Here is a 26,313-nt window from a genome sequence, read left to right on the forward strand (position 1 = left end):
CTAGAGGAGCCAGTCATGCGTTATATCAGCACCCGCGGCCAGGCACCGGCCCTGAACTTCGAAGACGTTTTGCTCGCCGGCCTTGCCACTGACGGCGGCCTGTACGTGCCGGAAAACCTGCCACGTTTCACTCAGGAAGAGATCGCCTCGTGGGCCGGCCTGCCGTACCACGAACTGGCGTTCCGGGTGATGCGCCCGTTTGTTACCGGCAGCATCCTCGATGCGGATTTCAAAAAGATTCTGGAAGAAACGTATGGCGTGTTTTCCCACAACGCCATCGCACCCCTGCGTCAACTGAACGGCAATGAGTGGGTACTGGAGCTGTTCCACGGCCCGACCCTGGCGTTCAAGGACTTCGCCCTGCAACTGCTCGGTCGCCTGCTCGATTACGTGCTGCAAAAGCGCGGCGAGCGCGTGGTGATCATCGGTGCCACTTCCGGTGATACCGGCTCGGCGGCCATCGAAGGTTGCAAGCACTGCGAGAACGTCGACATCTTCATCCTGCACCCGCACAAGCGCGTGTCGGAGGTGCAGCGTCGCCAGATGACCACCATCTTCGGTGAGAACATCCACAACATCGCCATCGAAGGCAACTTCGATGACTGCCAGGAAATGGTCAAGAACAGCTTCGCTGACCAGAGCTTCCTCAAAGGTACGCGTTTGGTGGCGGTGAACTCGATCAACTGGGCGCGGATCATGGCCCAGATCGTCTACTACTTCCACGCCTCCCTGCAGTTGGGCGGCCCGGCGCGTTCGGTGTCGTTCTCGGTGCCGACCGGCAACTTTGGCGACATCTTCGCCGGTTACCTGGCGCGCAACATGGGCCTGCCGATCAACCAGTTGATCGTCGCCACCAACCGCAACGACATCCTGCACCGCTTCATGAGCGGCAACCAGTACGTCAAGGAAACCCTGCACGCCACGCTGTCGCCATCGATGGACATCATGGTCTCGTCGAACTTCGAACGCCTGCTGTTCGACATGCATGGTCGCAACGGCGCAGCCATTGCCGGCTTGATGGACACCTTCAAAAGCGGTGGCGGTTTCAGCGTTGACGAAGAGCGCTGGACCGAAACCCGCAAGCTGTTCGACTCCCTGGCCGTGGACGATGCGCAAACCTGCGAAACCATCGCCGAAGTCTATGCGCAGACCGGCGAGCTGCTCGACCCGCACACCGCTATCGGTGTGAAGGCCGCACGCGAATGCCGTCGCAGCCTGGACATCCCGATGGTGATTCTGGGCACCGCCCACCCGGTAAAATTCCCGGAAGCGGTGGAGAAGGCCGGCGTTGGCAAGGCGCTGGAGTTACCGCAGCACCTGGCTGACCTGTTCGAGCGCGAAGAGCGCTGCACCGTGCTGGCCAATGACCTGAAAGCTGTGCAGGCGTTTGTCAGCCAGCATGGCAATCGCGGCAAGCCACTCTGATTCATCAGTGGCTGCGCGGCAGATCAAGCCCGTCTTCGTGACGGGCTTTTTCATTCTGGCGGGCCATACTTGCGCAGGCGCTTAACCCGAAGACTCAAGGAAACCCAATCGGTGCATGCAGTAATCCAATGGACGGTGCGTTTGGCGTGTGTGCTCTTGCTTGGCCAAGTGCCAATGGGCCTGGCCGCCGTCAGCCTGCCTTTCAAACTGGTGCCGGCGTTTATCCCGCTGGAGCCGTTGCCGCTGGCGCCGGCGCAGCAGCAGTGGCTGGCAGCCCATCGGACCTTGAAGGTGGGGATTTCCATTGATGACTATCAGCCGATTGATATCACCCGCGACCGCAATCGCTACCAGGGCATCAGTGCCGATTACCTGAGCCTGGTCGGTGCGCGCCTGGGTGTGTCGATGCAGGTGCTCGGTTTTGCCGAACGCGCCCAGGCGGTCGAGGCGTTGCGCAACGGTGCCATTGACATTCTCACCAGCGCCAATGGCTATGAGCGTGATGTACCCGGTTTGCAGTTTACCCGCGACTACATGCCCGACCGGTCGGTAGTAGTACTGTGTCGCGACGATAGCCAGGGCGACGATCTGACGGGCAAGAAGCTGGTGTTGCTCGATGGCTATGCCAACGTCAAGAACGTGCATGCCGCCTACCCCGGCAGCCACATCATGCTTGCGCCCAACCTCTACAGTGGGCTGGAGGCGCTCAATCAGGGCGACGCCGATGCGTTTATCGGCAACGAAGTCATCGTGCGCGCCTACAAGTCGCTGCGGCCTTACCTGAGGTTGCAGATCAAAGAAGAAAGTCGCTTGCCCCCGATCGGCTTCGCGTTTGCCACTCGCCAGGCCGACCCGTTGCTCGGTGCCATGATGGACAGCGCGCTGGCGAGCATCGATGAGTCGGTGCAGCGCGAAATTCTCGCGCGCTGGACCACCGGACTGGGTGTCGGTTTTGGTGTTGAGCGCATTGCGCTGTCGGCCTCGGAGCGGGCGTGGGTGTTGCAGCACCCGCATGTGGTGGTGGCGGCCCAGCAAATGTCGCCTTACGTGTTCAGAGACAAGGACGACCGCTGGGTGGGCTTGAACGTTGACCTGCTCAACCGGATTTCGCGCATGACCGGTTTACAGTTTGTCTTCGAGGAGGCGCATTCCACTGCGCAAACCCTGAGCTGGCTGGAAACGGGCAGGGCGGACATGAACACCACCTTGGCCGAGAATCAGGAGCGCCAGGCGCTGCTCAACTTCAGCCACAGTTTCGGTGGCTCTGGCTGGGTGTTTGTCGAGCCTGCTGATGCGGCGCCGCTGACCGGCCTGGATCAGTTGGCCGGCAAGGTGCTGGTGCTGCCGGCACGGCATGTACTTGAGCCCTACATTCGCCAGGCGTACCCGCAGATCAACCTACGCTTGGTCACTGATTACACCCAGGCCCGTGATTGGGTAAGACGCGGCGAAGCGGCTGCCACGCTGCAGACAGAAGTGGAAGTGCAGAGTTACCCACAGGATGGCCTGCGCATTGGCCGCAGCGTCGATGGCAAGTGGTCGGCCAACAGCCTGTCGGTGCGCAAGGACCAGCCTGAACTGTTGAGCATTCTGAACAAGGCGCTGGAAGCCTTGCCGGTCGCCGAGCTGAGCGCCTTGCGCCTGCGCTGGATCGGCGCGGTGGCGATTCCGGTGCCGGCCTGGCAGCGTGTCCCTGCCTGGGCTTACTGGACGGTGGCCATGGCGATCCTGTTTGTGCTGGTGTCGCTGGTGTGGAACAGCCGGCTCAAGCGCCAGATCCACCAGCGGCTGGAGGCTGAACGTCGGCTCAATGACCAATTGGCCTTCAAGCGCGCCTTGCTCGACGGCATGCCCAACCCGCTATTCGTGCGCGACCTGGCCGGGCGCCTGGTGACCTGCAACAAAAGTTATGAACAGCAATTGGCAACTCGCCTTGAAAAGATCCAGGGCCTGACCTTGATGGAAAGCGCGGTGATGCCCGAACTCACCGCCGCGCGCCTGCATGCAGGCCATATGGTGCAACTGGCCACGCAACAACCGCTGTTTGTCGACCGGGAGCTGGAACTCAACGGCGGCAGCGTTCACGTGTACCAATGGACTGTGCCGTTCTTTGACGCCGAGAACCGTTTGCAGGGGTTGCTGGGTGGCTGGATCGACATCAACGAGCGCAAAGTCCTGGAGCATCAATTAATGGACGCGCGTCAGGCCGCCGACGAAGCGAACTACGCCAAAAGTGCGTTTCTCTCAACCCTGAGCCACGAGATTCGTACACCGATGAACGCCATCATCGGCTTGCTCGAACTGGAGCAGGAACGCTGCCTGGCAGCCGGCCAGCCTGTGTCCGACGCCTTGCAGGTAGCCCATCGCTCGGCACGTGAGCTGATTGCGTTGATGGGCGACAGCCTGGACCTTGCCAAGATTGAGTCGGGCCATATGCAACTGGCACCGCAATCGACTGAGCTGAAGGGCTTTTTCGAAGGTATCCAGCGCTTGTTCGAGGCCACGGCGCAAAAAAAGGGCCTGCACCTGACCCTGGCGTTTGACCCGGCAGCCCAGGGTTATTACTGGTTTGACCCGCTGCGCTTGCGCCAAGTGATGCACAACCTTTTGGGCAATGCGCTCAAGTTTACTCAGCACGGCGGGGTGCGTATCAGTGTCGATTGCCGGCACGATGAGGCCGGCGCCGAATACCTGCACCTGTGCGTGGAAGACAGCGGTCCGGGGATTGGGGCCGATCAGCAAGCGAGGATGTTCAAGCCGTTTGTGCAGATGAGCGCTTCGACCGCGGCCGAGCATGGCGGCACTGGCCTGGGTTTGAGTATCTGCCAGCAGTTGGTGGAGTTGATGGGCGGTAGCATTCACCTCAACAGTGTCGTGGGCGCAGGTACGGTGGTGTGCATCGACCTGCACCTGGCGCGGATCAGCACTGACGACGTACCGGCACCCGTCGGTGCTTCATTGCCGCCTGCCGGTCGCAGCCTGTCGGTGCTGGTGGTCGATGATCTGGCGGCCAACCGTCTGGTACTGGTGCAGCAGTTGGAGTTCCTCGGCCATCAAGTGGTCGCCGTCGATTCAGCGCAGGGCGCGTTGCAGGCATGGTCGCAGCAACGCTTTGACGTGCTGGTCACCGATTGCCAGATGCCGGGCATGTCCGGCTATGAGCTGAGCCAGGCGATCCGACGGATTGAAGCCACTGAGCAGTTACCGCGTTGCGCAGTGATCGGTTGCACCGCGAATGCCATGCAGGATGAACAACAGCGTGGCAAGGAAGTCGGCATGGATGAGCTGTTGGTCAAGCCGATCACGTTGCAGCGCTGGGCTCAGGTGCTGGCAGAACGGGCGGCGCCACGCTCTTTTGATATCCAGACCCTGTGCACCATGACCCAGGCTGAAGGGCCGGTGCTGCACAGCATGCTGCAAGAGTTGGCCAGGAGCCTGGACCGCGAGCATGAAGTGATGGAGGTGGCCTTGGTCGAGCAAGACATGGCGCGCTTGAATGCTGCGTTGCATCGGCTCAAGGGTATTTGCTCTCTGGTCGATGCGCTGCCGCTGGCCAAGGCGTGCATGGCCCTGGAGAGCTGTGCACGTGAGGCGCGCGGCAGCGAACTTGAGGCGCCGTGGTCAAGGTTGTCCCAGGCGTTGATGGTGTTCCGTCGCGACCTGCAACCCTACCTGGACGCTCACGTTTAGGACACGTCCTATGGGGCGCCCTGCAGCTTTTGGTTACTGTGCCGGTCTTTGCCCGCTGCCGACAGAGTTGCCCATGCGTTCCCTCAAAGTGCTGATCCTTGAAGACAACCCGTTTCAACTGATGGCACTGCACCAGATGCTCAATGCCAACGGCGTGTTCAACGTACTCACCGCCGAAACGGTCGACGCCGCCCGCCAGTCCCTGGACAGTGCCGGCCCGGTGGACATTGCTATTTGCGATCTGTACCTGGAGCAGGGCGATGGCCTGGAGTTGATCCGCGAACTGGCCGAGCGCAGCCTGGCCCAGGTGCTGATCCTGCTCAGCAATGCCGAACCGGACGTGCTCGAAGGCGTGGCCAATATGGCGCGGCAACAGGGGCTGAATGTGCTGGCGTGCTTGCCCAAGCCCGCGTCGGCCAAGCTGATCGGGCAAGTGTTGACGGATTGCCAGGCGCGCTTGCGTGCGGGGCCGCCGGTGACCTCATGGGCGCGGGTGCGTCATCTGCTCGACCTGAACGAGCGCGAGCCGTTGCCACCCTCGGCGGACGTCAGCCAGGCCAGCATCGCGCGCTGTGGCCGGGTTTGGTATCAGCCTATCGTCAGCCAGGCCGGCGTGCTGCAACGGGTCGAGGCCCTGGCCCGTTGGCAATCTAATGAAAATGAGCTGCTGTTGCCTGACGACTTTTTGCCGGTGCTGGAGTTTGCCGGCATGGAAGAGGCCTTCACTTGGCACGTACTGGAGCAGGCACTGGGCCTGGCTGGCCAGGTCATGGGCCAGACCGGGCAACTGCTGCCTGTAGCGGTGAATATTCCCGGGCGCATGCTGGAGCGACCGCACTTTCCCCAAGTACTGCAAGGCCTGCTGCAACTGCACGGCGTGCCGGCCCATGGGCTGACCCTGGAGTTGGTGGAGACCTCACGGTTAAAAACCGACAGTGCCCACCTCACCGGGCTGCTGCGCTTGCGGATGATGGGGTGCAAGTTGTCCATTGGTGATTTCGGCGTCGGTGGCACCAGCCTGCAGAGCCTGCTGGCGTTGCCCTTCACTGAGCTGAAGATCCCTCCGGTGTTTGCCAGTGGCATGGCCGAGGATGATCGCAAGGCTGCCGTGGTGGCGGGTGCCATGAGCATGGCTGCGCACTTGGGCATTGGCGTGGTGGTGACCGGGGTGGAAAGCGCCGCCGATTACCATGCCGTCGGAGAATTGGGCGCGGCCTGGTTGCAAGGCTGTTTTATCGCGCGGCCAATGGAGGTCGAGGCGCTCAAGCAATGGATCGCGTTTCAGGCTATGCCAGCCCGTGTTCCTGCACATAGATAAACAGCGCGGCATCGTTGCCCAGGCCCAGCTTGCGCATGGCGCTGACCTTGTGCGCGCTGACCGTCTGCTTGCTGCGATGCAGTTGCGCGGCGATCTCGCCCACCGCCAACCCGGCAGCCAACAGGCGGATCACCTCCAGTTCCCGAGGTGACAGCTGTTGCTGCGACTGCAGGTGGTCGGTGCCGACTTCGCCGGCAAGGCTCAGTGCCTGGCGAATGGCGTGGGCCACATAAGGACGCCCTTGCCGCACGTGGTGAATTGCTTGCGGCAGCTCATCGGCCAAGCTGGCCTTGCTCAGCAGGCCCATGACCCCCAGTTTCAGAATGGAATGAAACAAGCCGGCGTTATTGAGCATGGTCACCACCACAATCGGCAACCCGGGATAGTACCGACGCAACTGTTCTATCAGGCGCAGCCCGTCGGCCTGAGGCTCGGCGGGCATCATGAAATCGGTCACCAGCACATCACAGGCACAGGTCTGCAGCTGTTCAATCAGGGCTTGGGGCGAATTGGCCTCGGCGACGATGCGTACCCGTTCGTCACGCTCCAACACGGCGCGCAAACCAATCAGAAAAATCGGGTGGTCGTCGGCGAGGACGATGCGCAGTGGCGCTTCAGACGCGGCTTTCAAGGCAGGCTCCCAGGATAATCCAGGGATTCTAGCCTGTTGGAGGTTGTTTTCTCTCTGTCATCTTTGCCGTGCATGCTCGGTTGACTCGGGCAGACGACGATACAAAAGGTCGAACTTTCTGCTGCGGGCACGGGTCACTTGAATGTCAGCACCTTGGTGACATTTTTGTTTTTCGAACTTTATTCGAATGATTGAGTGGTGATCGAGATGGAAAGTATCAGCCTATTGCTCGAAGAAGCACTGAGCCCTTATCAGGTTACGTTGACCACCTCGGGTGTGCAGGGCGAGTGCCTGGTGACCGTGAAGAACCCGGCTGGCGCTATTGTCGTCGAGCGGGAAGTCGATCGCGCGCAATTGACCGATAAGCGCGTGCTGGTGGATGTGGTCGATTGCCTGCTGCGCGACCTTAAAATCGCCGAAGGGCGCCTGGAACCCTCGGTTATCGCCGCCTTGCGCAACGCCGCACAGACTCGCGGCAGCGTGATCGCATGAAGAATTGTTTAATTGGCGAAACTTCCTACGCCATGCCCGGTCAGATTTTTTAACGGCAAGAGCAAACATTGTGCTCCGGTGTTTGTGGCTTGTTGTACTGGTCTTTGTAGGCCACGTTTAACCCCGAAGTGTCTCCCCACTCTTCGGGGTTTCTTTTTGCCTGGGATTTGCCTCGCTGAGGGTCAGGTCTCGGTGCTCAGGGCTCGGGAGAGTCGAGGAAGAAACTCGGGTTGTGCGACAAATACTGTTCACGCATCACTGGGTCCAGCCACGAGGCGTAGGACTGTTGCACCTGCTCCAGTGGAATCTCGCCCAATGCCTGATCGATTCGCTGCATGGCCTGGCGACCTTGCGGCGTGTTGGAGCAAGCGATATGCGTGCGTTGGTAAGGCGCTGAGCCCTTGATGGGAAAGAACAGCAGGTCGTGGGCCGCAATTCCCTGTTGCTGGGCGTGATAGCGGATTTCCGGCGGGTAACCCAGCACCGCCTCCAGCCGCCCCAGGCGCTGCATCTGCAACAGGCTGCCAAGGGCGTCATTGCCGTAATGCAGGGCCAGGGTGTGCGGGTCGGCGTGCTTTAGCTGTTCATCGACGGCGGGGCCGTAACTGCGTTCGGCCGTGGCGCCAATGCGCGCCGTATGGGATTTGAGAAAGGCTTGCAGGTCAAACTGACCCTCGACGATATAGGGCGCCATGGCCGCCTGGTGGCTGCGCTGGATCGTCACCCCATTGCTGACCGTCACGAATGCCTGGGCGGAAAACACCACGTACTGGGCGCGCTCCGGCGTCCACAGCAGCGATGGGTCACAGGTCAGGGATTGAGCACGCAACATTTGAATGCCGCGCGCGCGGTTGACGTGCATCACTTGATGACGATACTCCGGCAGGTGCTCCCTGAGCATCGGCAACAGTTGGTCGAGTGCGCCCTGGTTTTTTTGCGGGCCTTCGAAGATGGTCATTGGCGGCAGGTCGCGCAGCAGCCAGGTCAGTGTGTCCTCGGCCTGAGCCGAGAGCGACCAGCCGCCGAGCAGCGTGCTTACAAGGAGCAGGCGGACGTACGGGCGAACCATCAGATCGCGCCATCCTCACGCAAACGGGTGATGGCGGCGGCGTCGTAACCCAGCTCATTGAGCACCGTGCTGTTGTGCTCCCCTAACTGCGGCCCAACCCATTCGCAACTGCCCGGCGTCTCGGAGAGCTTGGGCACGATGCCTGGCATCTTGAAGTCCTTGCCACCTGGCAGCTGCGCCTTGAGGAACATTTCCCGGGCCAGAAACTGCGGGTCGCCGAGCATGTCTTCGGCGCTGTAGATACGGCTGGCGGGTACTTCGGCCTTGTTCAGTTGCTCGACCACTTGCTCCAGCGGCAGCGAGTTGACCCACCGATCAATCACCCCGTAAAGCTCGTCACGGCGGCTGTCGCGCCCGTCATTGCTGGCCAGGGCCGGGTCATTGGCCAAATCGTCGCGGCCGATGGCGCTCATGAAGCGCTTGAAGATGGCATCGCCATTGGCGCCGATCTGCACATGCTTGCCGTCAGCACTGGTATGAATCGAGGACGGCGTGATGCCGGGCATGATGTTGCCGGTGCGCTCGCGGATAAACCCGAACACGTCGAACTCCGGGATCATGCTTTCCATCATCGCGAAGATGGCTTCGTACAGCGCCACATCCACCACTTGGCCGAGCCCGCCGTTGACCTCACGGTGACGCAACGCCATCAGCGCGCCGATCACCGCCCACAGAGCCGCGATGGAGTCGCCGATGGAAATCCCGGTGCGCACCGGCGGGCGATCTTCAAAGCCTGTGATGTAGCGCAGACCGCCCATGGACTCGCCCACCGCGCCAAAGCCCGGCTGGTCTTTCATCGGGCCGGTCTGGCCGAAACCGGAGAGGCGCACCATCACCAGCTTGGGGTTCAGCGCGTGCAGGGTTTCCCAGTTCAAACCGAGTTTTTCCAGCACGCCGGGGCGGAAGTTTTCGATCAGGATGTCGGCGTCCGCCAGCAGCTGTTTAAGAATCGCCAGGCCATCCGGGTGCTTGAGGTTCAGGGTCAGCGACTTTTTATTGCGCGCCTGCACAAACCACCACAGCGACGTGCCTTCGTACAGCTTGCGCCACTTGCGCAGCGGGTCGCCGCCATCGGGGGATTCGACCTTGATCACCTCGGCACCGAATTCGGCGCAGATACGTGAGGCAAACGGTCCGGCGATCAGGGTGCCCAGTTCGATGACTTTCAGGCCGGCGAGCGGTTTGGCATTAAACGACATGAGGATCCTTAGCAAGCAGGGGCGGTGGTGTCATGCCTTTTAACATAGGCGAGCGGCCCAGGGATAAGCATGATGCAGCGCAGTATTCGTTCAATGGCTGCCCCATCGGTTAGACTGGCGACCTTTCCCTGTCTTTAGAAGCCCGTTCATGGCCCAGCCGTCCACGACCTACAAATTTGAACTGAACCTCACCGACCTCGATCGCTCGGTGTACGAGAGCGTCAAGCAGACCATCGCCCGCCACCCTTCGGAAACCGAAGAACGTATGACCGTGCGGCTGCTGGCCTACGCCCTTTGGTACAACGAGCAGTTGGCGTTCGGGCGTGGCCTGTCAGATGTAGACGAGCCTGCCCTGTGGGAAAAAAGCCTGGATGATCGGGTTCTGCACTGGATTGAAGTCGGCCAGCCCGACGCCGACCGCTTGACCTGGTGCTCACGCCGCACCGAGCGCACCAGCCTGCTGGCCTATGGCAGCCTGCGCGTATGGGAAGGCAAAGTGGTGCCGGTGGCCAAGAACCTCAAGAACGTCCACATCGCCGCCGTGCCGCAGGAAATCCTCGAGACCCTGGCCAAGGACATGCCGCGCGTGATCAAGTGGGACGTGATGATCAGCGAAGGCACTATTTTCGTGACTGACGACCGTGGCCAGCATGAAGTGCAGCTGGAGTGGCTGGTCGGCGAACGCGGCTAAAAAGTAAAACTGTGAAAAGCTGGCTTCTGTGGGAGCTGGCTTGCCTGCGATAGCATCACCGCGGTATGTCTGATGGACCGAGGTGCCTGCATCGCAGGCAAGCCAGCTCCCACACAAGCCAGCTACACAAACAGGTTCCAGCGTTGATCTGTGTTGATTGCTCAATTGTCGTTTAACCGTTGTATCTGAAGAGAAGCTTCCGTTACCCCATGCGTATCGATCCTCGCCCGTTGCCCGCTGTCCTGCCGTTTCTCGGTGAATTGCCACCGCTGTTGACCCGTCTCTACGCCGCACGCGGGGTGCAGTCGGAGGCTGAGCTGGACAAGAGCCTGGCGCGGTTGATTCCCTACCAGCAACTCAAGGGCATCGACGCGGCGGTAGACCTGCTGGTGACGGCCCTGGAGCAGCGCCAGCGTATCCTCATCGTCGGTGACTTCGACGCTGATGGCGCCACGGCCAGTACCGTGGGCACGCTGGGCCTGCGTTTGCTCGGCGCGGCGCATGTCGATTACCTGGTGCCCAACCGTTTCGAATACGGCTACGGGCTTACCCCGGAAATCGTCGCTGTGGCGCTGCAGCGCGAGCCGCAGCTGCTGATCACCGTGGATAACGGCATCTCCAGCGTTGAAGGCGTGGCGGCGGCGAAGGCCGCCGGGTTGCAGGTATTGGTCACTGACCACCACTTGCCGGGTGATGAATTGCCGGCGGCGGATGCCATTGTCAACCCGAACCAGCCTGGCTGCGAGTTCCCCAGCAAGGCGTTGGCCGGCGTGGGTGTGATCTTTTACGTGCTGATGGCCCTGCGCGCGCGGTTGCGCAGCCTGGGCTGGTACGACAACAAACCCCAGCCAAATATCGGCGAACTGCTTGATCTGGTCGCCTTGGGCAGCGTCGCTGACGTGGTGCCGCTGGATGCCAACAACCGCATTCTCGTGCACCAAGGCCTGGAGCGTATTCGTGCCGGGCGTGCGCGACCGGGGATCAAGGCGATTCTCGAAGTGGCCAAGCGCGATGCGGCGCGTATCACCTCCACCGACCTCGGTTTTATCCTCGGGCCACGCCTCAATGCAGCCGGGCGCCTGGATGATATGAGCCTGGGCATCGAATGCCTGCTCACCAGCGACGTGGCGGCGGCGCGGGAAATGGCCGCGCAGTTGGACGGCATGAACCAGGACCGCAAATCCATCGAACAAGGCATGCAGCGCGAGGCCCTGGCCCAGCTCAAGGACTTGCCCGTGGAGTCGATGCCTTACGGCTTGTGCCTGTTCGACCCTGAATGGCACCAAGGTGTGATCGGTATTCTGGCCTCGCGTATGAAAGAGCGGTATTTCCGCCCGACCATCGCCTTCGCCGATGCCGGTGACGGCCTGCTCAAGGGCTCGGGGCGCTCTGTGCAGGGTTTTCACATCCGTGATGCCCTCGCGGTGGTCGCCAGCCAGCATCCCAACCTGATCGCTAAATACGGCGGCCATGCCATGGCCGCCGGCCTGACCTTGCCCGAGGAAAACTTCCCGCTGTTTGCCGAAGCCTTTGATGCCGAAGTGCGCCGGCAGCTGTGTGAAGAAGACCTCACCGGTCGCCTGCTGACTGACGGCACGTTGGCGGTGGAAGAGTTTCACCTCGAGTTGGCGCGCGCACTGCGCCATGCCGGGCCATGGGGCCAGCACTTTCCCGAGCCGTTGTTTCACGGTGTGTTTCAGTTGGTTGAACAGCGTGTGGTTGGCGAGCGGCACCTTAAAGTGGTGCTCAAGAGCGAATGCGGGTCAGTGAAGCTCGACGGCATTGCGTTTGGTGTGGACCGTGAGGTGTGGCCGAACCCGACGGTGCGTTGGGTGGAATTGGCCTACAAGCTGGATGTGAACGAGTTTCGTGGCAATGAAACTGTGCAACTGATGATTGCGCATATCGAACCGCGCTGAGTCTGAGCCACACCACAAAACAACTGCGGGAGCGGGCTTGTGTGGGAGCTGGCTTGCCTGCGATGCGGACGCCTCGGTCTATCAGACAGACCGAGGTGATGCTATCGCAGGCAAGCCAGCTCCCACAGAGGTGCCCACGTTCAGCTTTGTGGGCAGCCTTGGATTACTCAGTTTTGTCTTTGGCCTGATGCTTCACAATGATATCCACCAAACGCTGAGCCAGCGCCGGGTAGTTCTCATCAAAGTGATGCCCGCCCGGCAGCTTCACAGCTTCGCCTACGGCAGTGGTGTCGGTGCAACCACTCTCGTTGACTTCTTCAGCACCGTAGATGCACACCACTTTATCGGCTGGCAGCTTGGCCATTTCCGGGCCAGTGGCGGCCTCTTTGCCGGCATTGCCCAGCCAGCCTTCCACTTCGATTTCAAAGCTGCCAGTGCGTGCGAATGCGAGCAGGATAATGGCGTCGACACGCTGCTGTTCGCTTTCCGGCATGCGGTTGTAGATCGCTGGCAGTACGTCGGCGCCGAACGAATAGCCGGTCAGTACGAAGCGCTTGGTGCCCCACTTCTGGCGGTAGTGCTGCATCAGCTCGGTGAGGTCTTTGGCGCTTTGTTCCGGGGTCTTGTGCTGCCAGTAGTAGCGCAGGGTGTCGATGCCGACCACCGGGTAGCCGATCTTGGCCATTTCACCGGCCACATCGCGGTCCAGGTCACGCCAGCCGCCATCACCGGAGAGGAACAGGGTAACGGTGTCCTTGGCTTGGCCAGCCGGTACTTCGACCACCGGAATCGCCAGGCCGCCGTTGTCCGAACCGACCAATTGCTTGCGCAGTTCGTTGTTCAGTACTTGCGGGTAGTGAATGTCGTAGTCGCTGATGCTGGTAGTCGCGCGCGGTGTATCGCGTACGAAACTGGCGCTTTCATCGTCAGGGTTATCGTTCCACGCCACCAGCCAATTGCCATGGGCAGAGGTCTTCGGCAGTGGGTCCTTGCAACCTTCCTGGACCAGGGCGAAGCCGACGGAGATGGCGTTGGCCTTGTCGTCGTTCTGTGTGGCCAGCCAGCGCCAGGCGAGCGCGGCGCCAGGGCCGATGCCGCTGACCAGCGTCGCCGGGCCTTTAAGCTGGGCCAGGGCGCTTTGCAGGGCTTGTTCCTGCAACTTGCAGTCATCTTTTGGCAGGATCACTTGAACGATTTGCGCCGAGCCGCCCTGGCTCAGGGCAATCAGTTGGCTGTCGCTCAAGGTCTCATCGGCCATTACAGCCACGGCCACGCGGGCCTTGGCCGAGCCGTTAGGCGTCACACGGGTCATCACCGAACCGTCGGCCTGGGGCAGTTGTTCCAGGATCGGTTGCGGGGCAGGGCGGTTCCAGTACCAAAAGCCACCCGCCGCGATCAGCGCGAGCAGCACTACTAAGGCCAATACATACCGCCAGGAGCGTCGAATCATCAGCGTTTCACCAATCCAGTCAAGCCGCCCGCAATCAGGGCGGCGGTATCGGCCAGTGCCACCAGCGGATCAAGTCCTGCGGGCACGGCCATATAACGGGGTTCCCAGTCAGGCTGGAACTTGTCTTTGAAGCGGCGCAAACCTTGGAAGTTATACAGTTGCTCGCCGCGGCGGAACACCATCGAGCCCAGGCGTTGGGTCAGCGGCGCACCACGGCGCGGTTGCAGGCCCGACAACGGCACCATGCCGAGGCTGAAGCGGGCGTAGTCATGGTTCTTATAATGTTGAATCAGGCCAACCATCATGAATTCCATGGTCAGCTTCGGCGCGTCCGGGTGCGCACGCATCAGGTCGAGACTGGCCAGGTCATGGTTGTAGGTCTCGAGCAGGTTGGCGAAGGCTACCGGGCGCCCTTCGAAGCGAATGATCGCGATGCGAAAGTGCTTGAGGTAGTCGTCACTGAAACGTCCGAGGGAGAAGCCTTTTTCCCGCACGTTCTTGCCGGTCAGCCACGCATCGGAAATAACTTTGAGCTCATCCATCGGCGCCTGGCCCGGGTCGCAGATCTCCAGGGACAGGCCGTCCCGGGTGCCACGGTTCCAGGTGTAGCGCAGGTCCTTCATCTCTTTGCCCTTGGCTTCCAGGTCAAAGCGTTTGAGGTCGACGCGGGCTTCTTCGCCCAGCTTGATCGCGGTGAGGCCAATGTCCATGTAGTACGGCAGGTTCTCGGCGCGTACTTGATAGAACACTGGGCGCGCGTGATGGATATCGCACAGGTCGCGGAACTGCCAGATCATCTCCGCGCGGGGCTGAGTCGGGCCGATCGGGTCGTACAGGGCCACCAGGCTGCGCCCGCGACGGGCGTACATCAGGAAGGCTTCATCGTTGGGGTGGAACAGCAACGCCTTGTCGCCGGTCAGCGCCAGGCCGCCGTCGGGTTGCGAGGAGGCCATCAGGATCTTGGTGGCGCGCTCCAGCTCATCCGGTGTCGGCAAGTGAATGACCGGGCGCGCAGTGCGCAACAGCCAGGTCAACGACACGATCACCAGCAACACCGCCGCACCCAGCAATGAACGCAGGCCCCGTGGAGCGTTGGCGTCCAGGGTGAACTGCCACCATAGCTGATGGCTGTACGGCACGTCTTGATAGGCAAACAGCAGCAGCCAGATCGAGGCGCCCAGCACACAGACACTGGCCACCAGGTACAGGGGCGAGAACGGCAGCTCAGTCAGGCGGCTGGCGCGGTAAAACGAGCGACGGAAGATCGCCAGCAGCACCGCCGTCATGATCATCAGGCTGGCTTCTTCCCAGTCGAAGCCTTTGAGCAGCGAGAGCAGGGCGCCGGTCAGCAGCAGCACCATGGTCAGCATCCAGGCCGCCGACAAACGTCGACGCAGGCCTTGGGCGAGCAGCAGGCACAACACGCCGATCAGGCTGGCACCGAAGTGCGAGGCATCAATCAGGCGGTGGGGAATCAGGAAGCCGATGTTTTCCAGGCGTGAGTCGATTTCCGGCGTGGCGCCGGAAAACAGCAGGACCACGCCGGACAAAAAAACCAGTACGGCCAGCACCGGCGCCGCCAGGCCCGAAGCAACCCGCAGGCTTTGCTGGGTCTGGAACAGGCGCTGGGCTTCGTTGACCAACAGGAAGATACAGGCGATCAGCAGCGGCAGAACCACGTAGATCATCCGGTACAACAGCAGGGCGGCGGCCAATGGCGCGGCGCCGAGTTTGTCGGCAAACGCGGCCAGCAGAATTGCCTCGAACACGCCCACGCCACCCGGCACATGGCTGAGTACACCGGCAGCCAGGGCCAGCAAATACACCAGCAGGAACGGGCCGAACGGCGGCGCTTCCGGCAGCAACATATAAAGGACGGTGGCGGCAGCGGCCACATCCAGCGCGGTGATGATCAGTTGCAGGAAGGTCAGGCGGCGGCCCGGCAGGCGCAGCGTGCGACGCCCGGCCTTGACCAGCAGGTTGTCCGGGTAAGGTTGTTCCGGCAGGCGCCGGCGATAAATACCGATGCACAGTGCGACTGACAGCAGCAATACCGCGCCGGCGATGCCACCGAGCAAACCTTGGGACAAATGCAGGTAGGTCGAGGCCGCGGGCAAGTTGCTCAAGGTGGCCAGTGCGGCCAACGGCGGCAGGGCGGTGCCCAAGGCCAGGCTGGCAAACACGGTCATGTGCGCCACTTCCGAGGCACCGATGCCATGGCGTGCATATAAACGGTAGCGTACTGAACCGCCCGAAAGCATCGACAACCCAATGGCATTGCCGATGGCAAAGGCGGTGAAGCCACCCATGGCCAGGGTCTTGGCCGGGAGCTTCACGCCGGCATAACGTGCGCCGGAGAATTCGTAGCCCAATAGAATGATGAAACCTGCGACCGCGGCGGCAAATGCGCCGAGCAAGGCAGGCTTGGGCACTTCCAGGATCGAGTCGTGGAGCGCGTAAAGGTCCAGCTCCAGCAGCAAGTGTCGGCAGGCGATCAGGGCGATAGCGAACAGCAACAGGGTGACGGCCAGCCCAATGGGTTGACGGTATTTGCTCAACAGATCCAACCATCGCAAACGGGTGGGAGTGATCGGTTGTTCCGCTGTGACGGTGTCTTGTGGTTCAGACGAGTTGGCGCGCATCAATCACCTCGTGGATTGTGCGCGACAGGATGGAGGTATCCAGCCAAGTTACCAATCCCTATGGACAAAATAATTACAAATATTAACGCTTATCGTCGGGGGCGGCGACAGCGGCCATTGGTCGTAGAGGGTCGAGCTTGAGCACTGAGCATAGCTTGCAATGACATGGACTCTGCAAACCGAATACGGTTTCATGAAAGATGCCATACCATTGTTTCAGAAGAACTTTTTCACCGGATACAAAAAAGGCCACTCTTTCGAGTAGCCTTTTTTGATGTTTGGTTGCGGGAGCCGGATTTGAACCGACGACCTTCGGGTTATGAGCCCGACGAGCTACCAGACTGCTCCATCCCGCGTCTGTGGGCGGCATTCTACAGCCCAACGGCGAGGTGTCAACCGTTAATAGTCTGATGGGTCAAATAAGTGGAAATTAGTCACTCCACAGCCACCTTGTGCGGTAAGTGCTGGGTGGGCAACGTTTTTTCTGTCTTACAATTTTCATACAGGGCTAAAACAGGCACGCACAAAAAAGGCCACTCTTTCGAGTAGCCTTTTTTGATGTTTGGTTGCGGGAGCCGGATTTGAACCGACGACCTTCGGGTTATGAGCCCGACGAGCTACCAGACTGCTCCATCCCGCGTCTGTGTGTCGGCATTCTACAGAGGAACGCAGGTGTGTCAACCTGTGAATTGAAGAAAAGCGCTTGTGGTTCAAGCGGTTAGCTCTCCAAGGTGGGCTTCAAACGGCCTCGGGGCCAGTCTGGCCAAGGGTTTTGGCTCTATTGGTGGGTAGATTTCGATTGAGAAAATAAATTCATCTGGGAAATTTCCTACCGCTCTAACGGCAGATTCAAACTACTGGTGCTATATACAGGAGTGAGTGCGATACTGGCCGCCCGTTGGATTACACCCTCTGTTTATATGACGCAGCGCAAAATCATCCACGTCGACTGTGATTGCTTCTACGCCGCCATCGAGATGCGCGACGACCCGAGCCTGGCGCAAAAGCCCCTGGCGGTCGGCGGCTCGGCAGACAGGCGAGGAGTGATTGCAACCTGCAACTATGAGGCGCGAGCCTATGGCGTGCGCTCGGCCATGTCATCGCGCCACGCCTTGAAGCTGTGCCCGGACCTGACCATCGTCAAGCCGCGCATGGATGCCTATAAAGAAGCGTCGAAGGAAATCCAGACGATCTTTCGCGACTACACCGACCTGATCGAGCCGTTGTCGCTGGACGAAGCTTACCTGGATGTCTCCGACTGCCCGCATTTTGGCGGCAGTGCCACGCGTATCGCCCAGGACATACGCCGCCGAGTCTCCAACCAGTTGCACATCACCGTGTCTGCGGGCGTGGCGCCGAACAAGTTTCTGGCCAAGATCGCCAGCGACTGGAAAAAACCCAACGGCCTGTTTGTGATCACCCCGGATCAGGTCGAAGACTTTGTGTCGCAGTTGCCAGTGAAAAAGCTGCACGGTGTCGGCAAGGTCACCGCCGACAAGCTGGCGCGCCTGGGCATCGAAGACTGCCTGCAACTGCGCGAGTGGAACAAGCTGGCGCTGGTGCGTGAATTCGGCAGTTTTGGCGAGCGGCTCTGGGGCCTGGCTCGTGGGATTGATGACCGTGTGGTGCAGAACGACAGCCGCCGACAATCGATCAGTGTGGAAAATACCTACGACGTGGACCTGCCGGATCTCTCAAGTTGCCTGGCGAAACTGCCTGAGCTGATGGAAACCCTGGCAGGGCGCATGGCGCGTATAGACAGTAGCTACCGCGCGGGCAAGCCGTTCGTTAAGGTGAAGTTTCATGACTTTACCCAGACGACGCTGGAGCAGGCCGGGGCAGGGCGGGATCTGGAGAGTTATCAACAGCTGTTGACCCAGGCGTTTAACCGGGGCGGGAAGCCGGTGCGGTTGTTGGGGATTGGGGTGCGGTTGCTGGACCTGAGCAGCGGTAACGAGCAGCTTCAATTTCCCTGGTAGAAACCGGATCAAAAAAATGTGGGAGCTGGCTTGCCTGCGATAGCGCAGTGTCAGTCACTGATGTTGTGACTAATACACCGCTATCGCAGGCAAGCCAGCTCCCACATTTGGATTTTTATCCAGCCTGAAGTCTCAGCGTGCCCCAGGATCTGCGACGAGTCTTCCCGCATCCTTGGTCAGCGCCTGCAGAAACTCCTGCTGCAACTCCGGATCATTGCGCGTCAATTCGATCAGGCTTTGTTCCAGCTCGCTGGCTTCTTCCTCCAGGCCCAGCTCCGACAGGCGCTTGACCCGGTGCACCCATTGGTTCACTTCGTCATCTTCCAGGTCGTCGTAGATCAGGCCATGGGCTTCGAGCAACTTGCCGCGCAGGGTGTTGCTGATCGCCAGGGTCGAGTCGGAATGCACATCGTCCTGGCCATCTTCCACGCTGATCTTCAAGGTGCTGACGCGGTTCAGGTCCTGCTCGGCAAATGGGCTGTCCAACAGGTTCAGGCGCAGTACGCCATCGCGGTCGGTGGTCAGCTCATGGGTCTGCTTGCCGGCGGTAACTTGCACCGGGCGCTCGCTCCAGGGAAGGCTCGAATACTCCGTGCGCTTGTCGCGCTGCACTTCATCGATACCCGCCAGGTTCTGTTGCGCACGGCCGTGGGATTGCACGTTCATGAACGGGTTGATGCCGTCCACGCCGTAGCTCAGCCAGTCACGCGTCATGCTGGTGGGCAGGTTGCCGAGGGCGAAGATATTCACCACGTTGGCGCCCGCGCCCGCTACCAGTGCAACGGCACCCAAAGGCATCTCATAGAGTTTGCGCCAGGGCTGGTAGGGGGTGTAGCGATCGTAACGGCGGGTGACTTCGAACTCGGTGACCTCAAAGGTCTTCTGCTCGTGAATGCGAACCCGGCGTTGCGGTAGTTCCAGCACTTTGGGTTCGCCTACATCGATTTGCAGGCTGTGATCGAGCAACTTTCGCTCGACCCGCTCCTCGTGCTCGCTGCGTTGCGACATTTGATTGGCGCAGCCGCTGACCAGCAGGGCGCCGCACAAGGCGGCGCCCCCCAGGGCTCTGGTGTTTCGCTTGAACATGACTTCTCTTGATCTGGTTTTCAGCGACGAATACGCGCCTGAAGGAAAGACAGCACGTCAGCCACCGGCAACGGTTGGGCTTCGGCTTCGGTCCGGCTCTTGTATTCCAGATTGCCATCCGCCAGGCCGCGGTCACTGACCACGATACGGTGCGGGATGCCAATCAGTTCCATGTCGGCGAACTTGATGCCCGGGCTGGTTTTCTTGTCCCGGTCATCGAGCAGCACTTCAAAACCGGCAGCCGTCAGTTCGGCATACAGTTTGTCGGTGGCTTCGCGTACTTGCTCGTTGTCGTAGCGCAGCGGTACCAGGGCGATCTGGAACGGTGCCAGGGCGTCGCTCCAGATGATGCCTTTCTCGTCGTTGTTCTGCTCGATGGCAGCGGCAACCACGCGCGATACGCCAATGCCGTAGCAGCCCATGTCCAGGGTGATCGGCTTGCCGTTCTCGCCCAGCACTTCGCACTTCATCGCCTTGCTGTACTTGTTGCCCAACTGGAAGATGTGCCCGACTTCGATGCCGCGCTTGATTTCCAGGGTGCCCTTGCCATCCGGGCTTGGGTCACCGGCCACCACGTTACGCAGGTCGGCCACGGTCGGAACCGGCAAGTCACGCTCCCAGTTCACGCCGAAGTAGTGCTTGTCATCAATGTTGGCGCCGATACCGAAGTCGCTCATCAGCTCGACCGAACGGTCGATGATGATCGGCAACGGCAGGTTCAGCGGGCCCAGCGAACCAGCACCGGCGCCAATGGCGTCGCGCAGTTCGGCATCTGTGGCCATGACCAGCGGGCTGGCCACGCCAGGTTGCTGGGCAGCCTTGATTTCGTTGAGTTCGTGGTCGCCACGGATCACCAGGGCGATCAGCTTGCCTTCTTCTTCGGCGCGCACGATCAGGGTCTTGATGGTCTTTTCAATCGGCAGATTGAATTTTTCCACCAGGGCCGCGATGGTCTTGGTCTCTGGCGTGTCCACCAGGCGCAGTTCTTCAGCCGGTGCGGCGCGGGACGTTTCCCGTGGCACGGCTTCGGCTTTCTCGATGTTCGCCGCGTAGTCGGAACCGTTGCTGAACACGATATCGTCTTCGCCGGACTCGGCCAGCACGTGGAACTCGTGGGAGCCGGCGCCGCCGATGGAGCCGTTGTCCGCTTCAACCGGACGGAACTTCAGGCCCAGGCGCGTGAACACGTTGCAGTAGGCGGTGTGCATGCGGTCGTAGGTGGCCTGCAGGGACGCCTGGTCGGCGTGGAACGAGTAGGCGTCTTTCATGATGAATTCGCGGCCGCGCATCAAACCGAAGCGTGGGCGAATTTCGTCACGGAACTTGGTCTGGATCTGATACAGGTTCAACGGCAGCTGCTTGTAGCTGCTCAACTCGTTGCGCATCAGGTCAGTGATCACTTCTTCATGGGTCGGGCCGGCGCAGAAATCGCGGCCATGACGATCCTTGAAGCGCAGCAACTCAGGGCCGTACTCTTCCCAGCGCCCGGATTCCTGCCACAGCTCAGCCGGTTGGGTGCTCGGCATCAACACTTCCAGAGAGCCGGCGGCGTTCATTTCTTCGCGAACGATGGCTTCGACCTTGCGCATCACCTTCAAGCCCATGGGCAGCCAGGTGTACAGGCCGGAGGCCAGTTTGCGGATCATGCCGGCGCGCAGCATCAGCTGATGGCTGATCACAACCGCGTCGGAAGGCGTTTCTTTCTGTGTGGCGAGCAAATATTGACTGGTACGCATGGTAGGCCGTTGTCGGTTGCTTGGACTTGAAATGACTTGGGATTGTACGGGCGGTTGTCGCTGGAGTACAGGCGTGAGGTCGTGGCGGTGTTTCTGGTGGAGTAGAGCGTGTGTGGGAGCTGGCTTGCTATGGAGAGGGCGCTTGCTGTGGCGAGGGAGCTTGCTCCCGTTTGACTGCGCAGCAGTCACCGGCATTTTGGGGGCGCTTCGCACCCCAGCGCAAGCAAGCTTGCTCGCCACAACAAGCCAGCTCCCACATTGGCTGAGGTGGGTCAGTCTTCTGCGGGAGGATTCAACCGCGCCCGTCGGCTTTCCTGAAACCAGTGCAGCGCAATCAGGAACAGCGTCGGCACACCCAGCAGGCAAGTGATGATGAAGAAGTTGTGATAACCGAACTTCTCTACCATCACGCCCGAGTAGCCACCAATCAGGCGCGGCAGCAACAGCATGATCGAGCTGAGCAGCGCGTATTGGGTGGCGGAGAACTTGAGGTTGGTCAGGCTCGACAGGTAGGCGACAAACGCCGAGGTGGCCAGCCCCGAACTGAAGTTATCCAGGGAGATGGTGAAGATCAGCATCTGCAGGTCCGGGCCCATGTCGGCAAGCATCACGAACAGCAGGTTGGTGGCCGCCGAGGCAATGCCGCCGATAAACAGGATCGGCAAGATGCCGAAGCGCACAATCAACAGGCCGCCCATACCGGCGCCGAGCAGGGTCATGATCAGGCCGAAGATCTTGCTGACCCCGGCGATCTGGTCCTTGGTAAAGCCCTGGTCGATGTAGAACACGTTGGCCATCACGCCCATTACCGTGTCGGACATGCGATAGGTCGCAATCAGCCCGAGCAGCAGCAGCGCCTGCCAGCGATACCGCAGGATAAAGTCGTTAACCGGCGTGAGGACGGGTGCCAGGCCTCGTCGACCCATGGCCGAGAGGCAAAGGGTAGTGAGGATGATGTACAGGATGGCGCGCAGGAACGCGCGATCTTCCATCAGCAGCTCCCACAGGCTCACGCCGTGGAACAGCACGCTGGCGAAATCGGTGTTGTACAGCTGGGTGAACATCGCCGGGACCGACACCAGCAGCACGATCAACACAAATACGGAGACAAGCTGATGCGCAAAGCTGTAGCGCCCGGCCTGCAATTGGGTGCGCAGTGGCACATCGGGTTCACGCATGAAGAAGGTGGTCAGCAGTGCCGGGATCATCAGCACGCCGAACAGCACGTAAGTACCGGTCCAGGCCGAGTGTTTATAGTTGAAGCCGGTGGAACCGAAACCTTCGGCAAAGAACAGCGCGCCGGCGGTGGCCAGCAGTGCGGCGATGCGATAGCCGGACATATAGCTGGCAGCCAGCGCGGCCTGGCGGCTGTCGTCGGCTATTTCCAGGCGATAGGCGTCTACCGCAATGTCTTGGGTGGCGGAGGCAAAGGCTACGATAACGGCAATGGCGATCAGCCAGGACAAGTGCTTTTGCGGGTCGCAGAAACCCATGCCGATCAACCCGAGGATCACCAGCGTCTGGGCAAGTACCAGCCAGGAGCGACGTCGTCCCAGTTTGCCGAGCAGCGGCAGGCGCCATTGGTCGAGCAGCGGCGACCAGACCCATTTAAACGCATAGGCCAGGCCGATCAGGCTCGCATAGCCGATGGTCTCGCGGGCCACACCGGCCTCGCGCAACCACACAGACAGCGTCGAAAACACCAACATGTAAGGCAAGCCGGCGGCGAAGCCGAGCAACAACAGGACTAACGTCGAAGGGCTGGCATAGGCGGCGAGCGCGGCGCGCCAGGTTTTACGGGGCATGGGCTGGAGTCTGCCTCAGATTTGCGGAAACAAAGCGCGCACTCTAACCGCTGTGCTCTACCGGGCGCCAGCCATGACGCTGAATATCAACGCGATTGTTCAGGATACTGACGCCTTCACTGCGCAAACGCGCACGTTGTTCGTCGCCTGAAGCGCTGCCCACCGGCAGACTTATCCGACCACCGGCACCCAATACCCGATGCCAGGGCAGACGGGTGTCCTCCGGCAGTTGGCTGAGCGTGCGCCCGACCCAGCGGGCAGCACGGCCCAGGCCGGCCAGGTGCGCCAACTCGCCGTAACTCACCACGCAACCTTCGGGCACTTGCGCCAGGGTCAGGTACAGGGCCGTTCGGCGCATGTCTGCGGGGCTTTGGGGGGCGTCTTCGGGTGAGTGAGGTGTGGGCATCGCCGCGTCTTTATAAAGAGGTGTTTTTGTAAGAAACGTCTGTAATCATGCCGTTGAGAATTGAACTCAATATAAATCCTTGAGTCAGTCCAAGCTATCTAACACGATAACGCCCCTTTTTCGCCATTTTCGAGCCTCGAATTCGCTTATGTTGTCCAGAACCCTGCTCTGCCTTGCTGTTCTCAGCGCCTCCACGCCCCTGCTCGCCGACACCATCTGGTTGAAGAACGGTGACCGCCTGACCGGCAAGATCAAAGTCTTCGACGGTGGCAAATTGCTGATTCAGACCAACTACGCAGGGGCCATCCCGGTGGATTGGAAGCAGGTCAAGACCCTGGAAAGCGACCAGGAACTGCTGGTCAAGCAGGACGCTTACACCGGTGAAAAGGCCAAATCCCTGAAAGCGGCGGAGGATGGCAAGGTCACCCTGACCAATGGCGAAGCGCCGAAAACCGTGGACTTGGCCAGCATCCAGCAGATCATCAAGCCAAAGCCTGTGATCGAAGACCTGGTGTGGAAGGGCAATGTCGACCTGGCGCTGGACTACAAACGCGCCGACAAGGACACCAACGACTACGACATCGACTTCAAGACCACCGCGCGTCACGGCCAGTGGCGGCATACCGCCCAGGGCGAATACAACCGCGAGTTCCAGGATGACGTGACCACCACCGACAACTGGTCGCTCGAATATGACCTGGACCGCTTCATCACCGAGCATTGGTACTGGCAGGGCCGCCTGACCTACAAGCGTGACAAGGTTGAAGACCTGTCCCGCCAGCGCACCGTCGGTACTGGCCCTGGCTACCAGTTCTGGGACGATGAGCTGGGCGCGTTCTCCCTCGGCTCGCTGGTCAACCGCACCGATTACCAGTATTCGGACGATCGCAAGAGCAACTTCTATTCCCTGGCCATGAAGTGGAGCTACAACCGCTACCTGGTGGGCAAGACCGTGGAATTCTTCACCAACGGTGAAGTGGGCAAGCCGCTGGCCGGGCCGTCCGATTACTCCCTGGATGCGGAAATGGGCCTGCGCTACAAAGTCACCGAGTGGGCGTCGCTCAACCTCAAGGCCGAGCGCGACATCATTAATGGCGAATCGCAAAGCAGCTTGGACAAGACCCGTTACACCGCAGGCTTCGGCGTCGCCTGGTAAAGCAGCCCGGTAAAACCAGCAACGGACACTCTGGCAACCCGCGCCGATATTGATTACCTTGTGTTGAGATTCATTCCCATAGACGCCATAGGCTGTGGGCGGCTGAACACCCGAGGAGTCATACCGTGAGCACGCAGGTTGCCAAGAACGCCCGAGAGCTGTTGCTCAAGGAATACCGTGGAGCGCTCTCCACATTGTCCAAAGCCATGCCGGGTTTTCCCTTCGGCTCAGTGGTGCCCTACTGCCTCGACGCGCAGGGCCAGCCGATCATCCTGATCAGCCGCATCGCCCAGCACACCCACAACCTGCAGAAAGACCCCAAGTGCTCGCTGCTGGTGGGTGAGCGCGAAGCCGATGACGTGCAAGCGGTAGGGCGCCTGACCTATCTGGCCGAAGCCGAAAAACTTGAGGATGAGGCTGCGATTGAAGCCGCCGCCGAGCGCTATTACCGCTACTTCCCGGATTCGGCCAACTACCACAAGGCCCACGATTTTGACTTCTGGGTGCTCAAGCCGGTGCGTCACCGTTACATCGGCGGCTTTGGCGCGATTCACTGGGTCGACCAGCTCACCCTGGCCAACCCGTTTGCGGGCAAAGCCGAGCGCAGCATGATCGAGCACATGAACAGCGATCACACCAAGGCCATCGCCCACTATGTGGAGCTGACCGGCCTGCCGACCACCGAACCTGCGCAATTGGCCGGTATCGACGGCGAGGGCATGCACCTGCGCATCGGCCAGTCCTTGTATTGGCTGCCGTTTGCCGAGCCTTGCAACACGCCGACACAAGTGCGCGAAGCCCTGGTTTCATTGGCTCACGCTGAGGTCTGGCCGAAAAAAGAAGCCGTCAGCGCTTGAATTCACGAAACGGCGACGTCATTTAAGGTGGACTGGCAAGGCATTCTTGCGTTGAGGAACCATTTGATGCGCCCTTTTTTATTGCTCTTTCTGCTGTTCCCGGTGTTGGAGCTGTTCGTATTTGTTCAAGTCAGCAGTGCCATCGGGTTTTTCCCGGCACTGTTGCTGATTATTCTCGGCTCGATGCTCGGCGTCCTGGTGCTGCGCGTCGCCGGCCTGGCCACGGCGTTGCGTGCGCGTGAAAGCCTGAACCGCGGCGAACTGCCTGCTCAGACCATGCTTGAAGGCCTGATGATGGCCTTGGCCGGCGGCCTGTTGATCCTGCCGGGCTTTATCAGCGACGTGGTCGGCCTGGTCATGCTGCTGCCGTTCACCCGCAAGCTGCTGGCCGGCAAGATGCGCCAGCGAGCTGAAGAAGCGGCGATCCGCCAGCGCGCCTTCGCCGATGACCTGCAACCCCGTGGCGGCCCGGCGCCACGCCAGCCGTTGGGGCGTGAAGGGGATGTGATCGAAGGCGAGTTCGAACACCGCGACAGCAAATAACCGCATGACCTGCACGGCGCCTTTGGGGGCCGTGCTGCTTTTGCCGCCCGGCATTCGTAAAAAATTTCCGTCGCGGCCTCTTGTAATAAGCTTATGCGCCCTTATGTAACGGTCACCGCAAGGTTTCTGGTGGCGACACCAGACAGACTTCCGCGTCTTGCTTGGCGAGGCGCGACCGGCACCGCCGGAATACAACTTGCCGGTATCGATACCGGCCGA

Annotated in this window: 19 protein-coding genes and 2 tRNA genes; 10 read left to right on the forward strand and 11 right to left on the reverse strand. The window is 60.6% G+C overall.

Annotated features, from left to right (window positions below; all coding sequences use genetic code 11):
• Positions 1-15 precede the first annotated feature (15 nt).
• From thrC to HX790_RS21315, 3 genes are all read left to right on the forward strand, one after another.
• Positions 16-1,425, forward strand: coding sequence for a threonine synthase (gene thrC, locus HX790_RS21305; RefSeq protein ID WP_176992092.1), 1,410 nt, complete (start codon positions 16-18; stop codon positions 1,423-1,425).
• A gap of 111 nt (positions 1,426-1,536) precedes the next feature.
• Complete coding sequence (locus HX790_RS21310) at positions 1,537-5,115, forward strand: transporter substrate-binding domain-containing protein (RefSeq protein ID WP_176992093.1); 3,579 nt, start codon at positions 1,537-1,539, stop codon at positions 5,113-5,115.
• A 73-nt stretch (positions 5,116-5,188) separates the two neighbouring features.
• Complete coding sequence (locus HX790_RS21315; protein ID WP_176992094.1) at positions 5,189-6,433, forward strand: EAL domain-containing protein; 1,245 nt, start codon at positions 5,189-5,191, stop codon at positions 6,431-6,433.
• On the opposite strand, the gene HX790_RS21320 is transcribed toward HX790_RS21315, so the two are convergent.
• Positions 6,402-7,064, reverse strand: a complete 663-nt coding sequence (locus HX790_RS21320) for a response regulator transcription factor (protein WP_170039925.1) — start codon at positions 7,062-7,064, stop codon at positions 6,402-6,404. The two genes, HX790_RS21315 and HX790_RS21320, sit on opposite strands and share 32 nt — an antisense overlap.
• A gap of 207 nt (positions 7,065-7,271) precedes the next feature.
• Here HX790_RS21320 and HX790_RS21325 point away from each other — a divergent pair, with 207 nt between their 5' ends.
• The gene (locus tag HX790_RS21325) at positions 7,272-7,556 is read left to right on the forward strand and encodes a DUF3509 domain-containing protein (RefSeq protein WP_026013896.1); all 285 of its coding nucleotides are present in this window, start codon (positions 7,272-7,274) and stop codon (positions 7,554-7,556) included.
• Positions 7,557-7,752: 196 nt separating this feature from the next.
• Here HX790_RS21325 and HX790_RS21330 read toward each other — a convergent pair whose 3' ends face one another.
• On the reverse strand, positions 7,753-8,625 hold the full coding sequence (locus HX790_RS21330) for a TIGR02285 family protein (protein WP_017139735.1): 873 nt from the start codon (positions 8,623-8,625) through the stop codon (positions 7,753-7,755).
• Positions 8,625-9,824, reverse strand: a complete 1,200-nt coding sequence (locus HX790_RS21335; RefSeq protein WP_176992095.1) for a CaiB/BaiF CoA-transferase family protein — start codon at positions 9,822-9,824, stop codon at positions 8,625-8,627. The genes HX790_RS21330 and HX790_RS21335 overlap by 1 nt, the downstream gene beginning before the upstream one ends.
• Positions 9,825-9,972: 148 nt before the next feature.
• On the opposite strand from HX790_RS21335, the gene HX790_RS21340 reads away from it, so the two are divergent.
• Positions 9,973-10,515, forward strand: coding sequence for a YaeQ family protein (locus HX790_RS21340; protein WP_017139737.1), 543 nt, complete (start codon positions 9,973-9,975; stop codon positions 10,513-10,515).
• A gap of 209 nt (positions 10,516-10,724) precedes the next feature.
• Positions 10,725-12,434: a single-stranded-DNA-specific exonuclease RecJ gene (gene recJ, locus HX790_RS21345; RefSeq protein WP_017139738.1), complete on the forward strand. Its 1,710-nt coding sequence runs from the start codon at positions 10,725-10,727 to the stop codon at positions 12,432-12,434.
• A 163-nt stretch (positions 12,435-12,597) separates the two neighbouring features.
• Here the strand turns inward: recJ and HX790_RS21350 are convergent, their stop codons facing one another.
• From HX790_RS21350 to HX790_RS21365, 4 genes are all read right to left on the reverse strand, one after another.
• Entirely contained in the window at positions 12,598-13,884 is a 1,287-nt protein-coding gene (locus HX790_RS21350; protein WP_017139739.1) for a virulence factor family protein, read from the reverse strand.
• Positions 13,884-16,526, reverse strand: coding sequence for a bifunctional lysylphosphatidylglycerol flippase/synthetase MprF (gene mprF / locus HX790_RS21355; RefSeq protein WP_017139740.1), 2,643 nt, complete (start codon positions 16,524-16,526; stop codon positions 13,884-13,886). Before mprF ends, HX790_RS21350 begins: the two co-directional genes overlap by 1 nt.
• Before the next feature lie 279 nt (positions 16,527-16,805).
• Positions 16,806-16,882, reverse strand: a tRNA-Met gene (locus HX790_RS21360).
• A gap of 207 nt (positions 16,883-17,089) precedes the next feature.
• Positions 17,090-17,166, reverse strand: a tRNA-Met gene (locus tag HX790_RS21365).
• 280 nt (positions 17,167-17,446) lie between these two features.
• On the opposite strand from HX790_RS21365, the gene dinB reads away from it, so the two are divergent.
• A complete protein-coding gene (gene dinB, locus HX790_RS21370) occupies positions 17,447-18,505 on the forward strand; it encodes a DNA polymerase IV (RefSeq protein ID WP_017139741.1) in 1,059 nt (352 codons plus the stop codon).
• A 132-nt stretch (positions 18,506-18,637) separates the two neighbouring features.
• On the opposite strand, the gene HX790_RS21375 is transcribed toward dinB, so the two are convergent.
• The 4 genes from HX790_RS21375 to HX790_RS21390 form a co-directional block, all read right to left on the reverse strand.
• Positions 18,638-19,591: a hypothetical protein gene (locus tag HX790_RS21375; RefSeq protein ID WP_017139742.1), complete on the reverse strand. Its 954-nt coding sequence runs from the start codon at positions 19,589-19,591 to the stop codon at positions 18,638-18,640.
• Between the two features lie 20 nt (positions 19,592-19,611).
• Positions 19,612-21,327, reverse strand: coding sequence for a proline--tRNA ligase (locus HX790_RS21380; protein WP_017139743.1), 1,716 nt, complete (start codon positions 21,325-21,327; stop codon positions 19,612-19,614).
• A gap of 272 nt (positions 21,328-21,599) precedes the next feature.
• Positions 21,600-23,132, reverse strand: a complete 1,533-nt coding sequence (locus HX790_RS21385; RefSeq protein WP_017139744.1) for an AmpG family muropeptide MFS transporter — start codon at positions 23,130-23,132, stop codon at positions 21,600-21,602.
• Between the two features lie 43 nt (positions 23,133-23,175).
• Positions 23,176-23,538 carry an MGMT family protein gene (locus HX790_RS21390; RefSeq protein WP_099549362.1) on the reverse strand — a complete coding sequence of 121 codons (363 nt, stop codon included), beginning with the start codon at positions 23,536-23,538 and terminating at the stop codon, positions 23,176-23,178.
• A 148-nt stretch (positions 23,539-23,686) separates the two neighbouring features.
• Here HX790_RS21390 and HX790_RS21395 point away from each other — a divergent pair, with 148 nt between their 5' ends.
• The 3 genes from HX790_RS21395 (at position 23,687) to HX790_RS21405 (ending at position 26,094) form a co-directional block, all read left to right on the forward strand.
• Complete coding sequence (locus tag HX790_RS21395) at positions 23,687-24,694, forward strand: DUF481 domain-containing protein (protein ID WP_017139746.1); 1,008 nt, start codon at positions 23,687-23,689, stop codon at positions 24,692-24,694.
• 125 nt (positions 24,695-24,819) lie between these two features.
• Positions 24,820-25,551, forward strand: a complete 732-nt coding sequence (locus tag HX790_RS21400; protein WP_017139747.1) for a HugZ family protein — start codon at positions 24,820-24,822, stop codon at positions 25,549-25,551.
• Positions 25,552-25,617: 66 nt separating this feature from the next.
• Complete coding sequence (locus tag HX790_RS21405; RefSeq protein WP_016975517.1) at positions 25,618-26,094, forward strand: FxsA family protein; 477 nt, start codon at positions 25,618-25,620, stop codon at positions 26,092-26,094.
• Positions 26,095-26,313 lie beyond the last annotated feature (219 nt).

The organism is Pseudomonas sp. IPO3747 (genome assembly GCF_013385245.1).
In the GTDB taxonomy this organism is placed as follows: domain Bacteria; phylum Pseudomonadota; class Gammaproteobacteria; order Pseudomonadales; family Pseudomonadaceae; genus Aquipseudomonas; species Aquipseudomonas edaphica.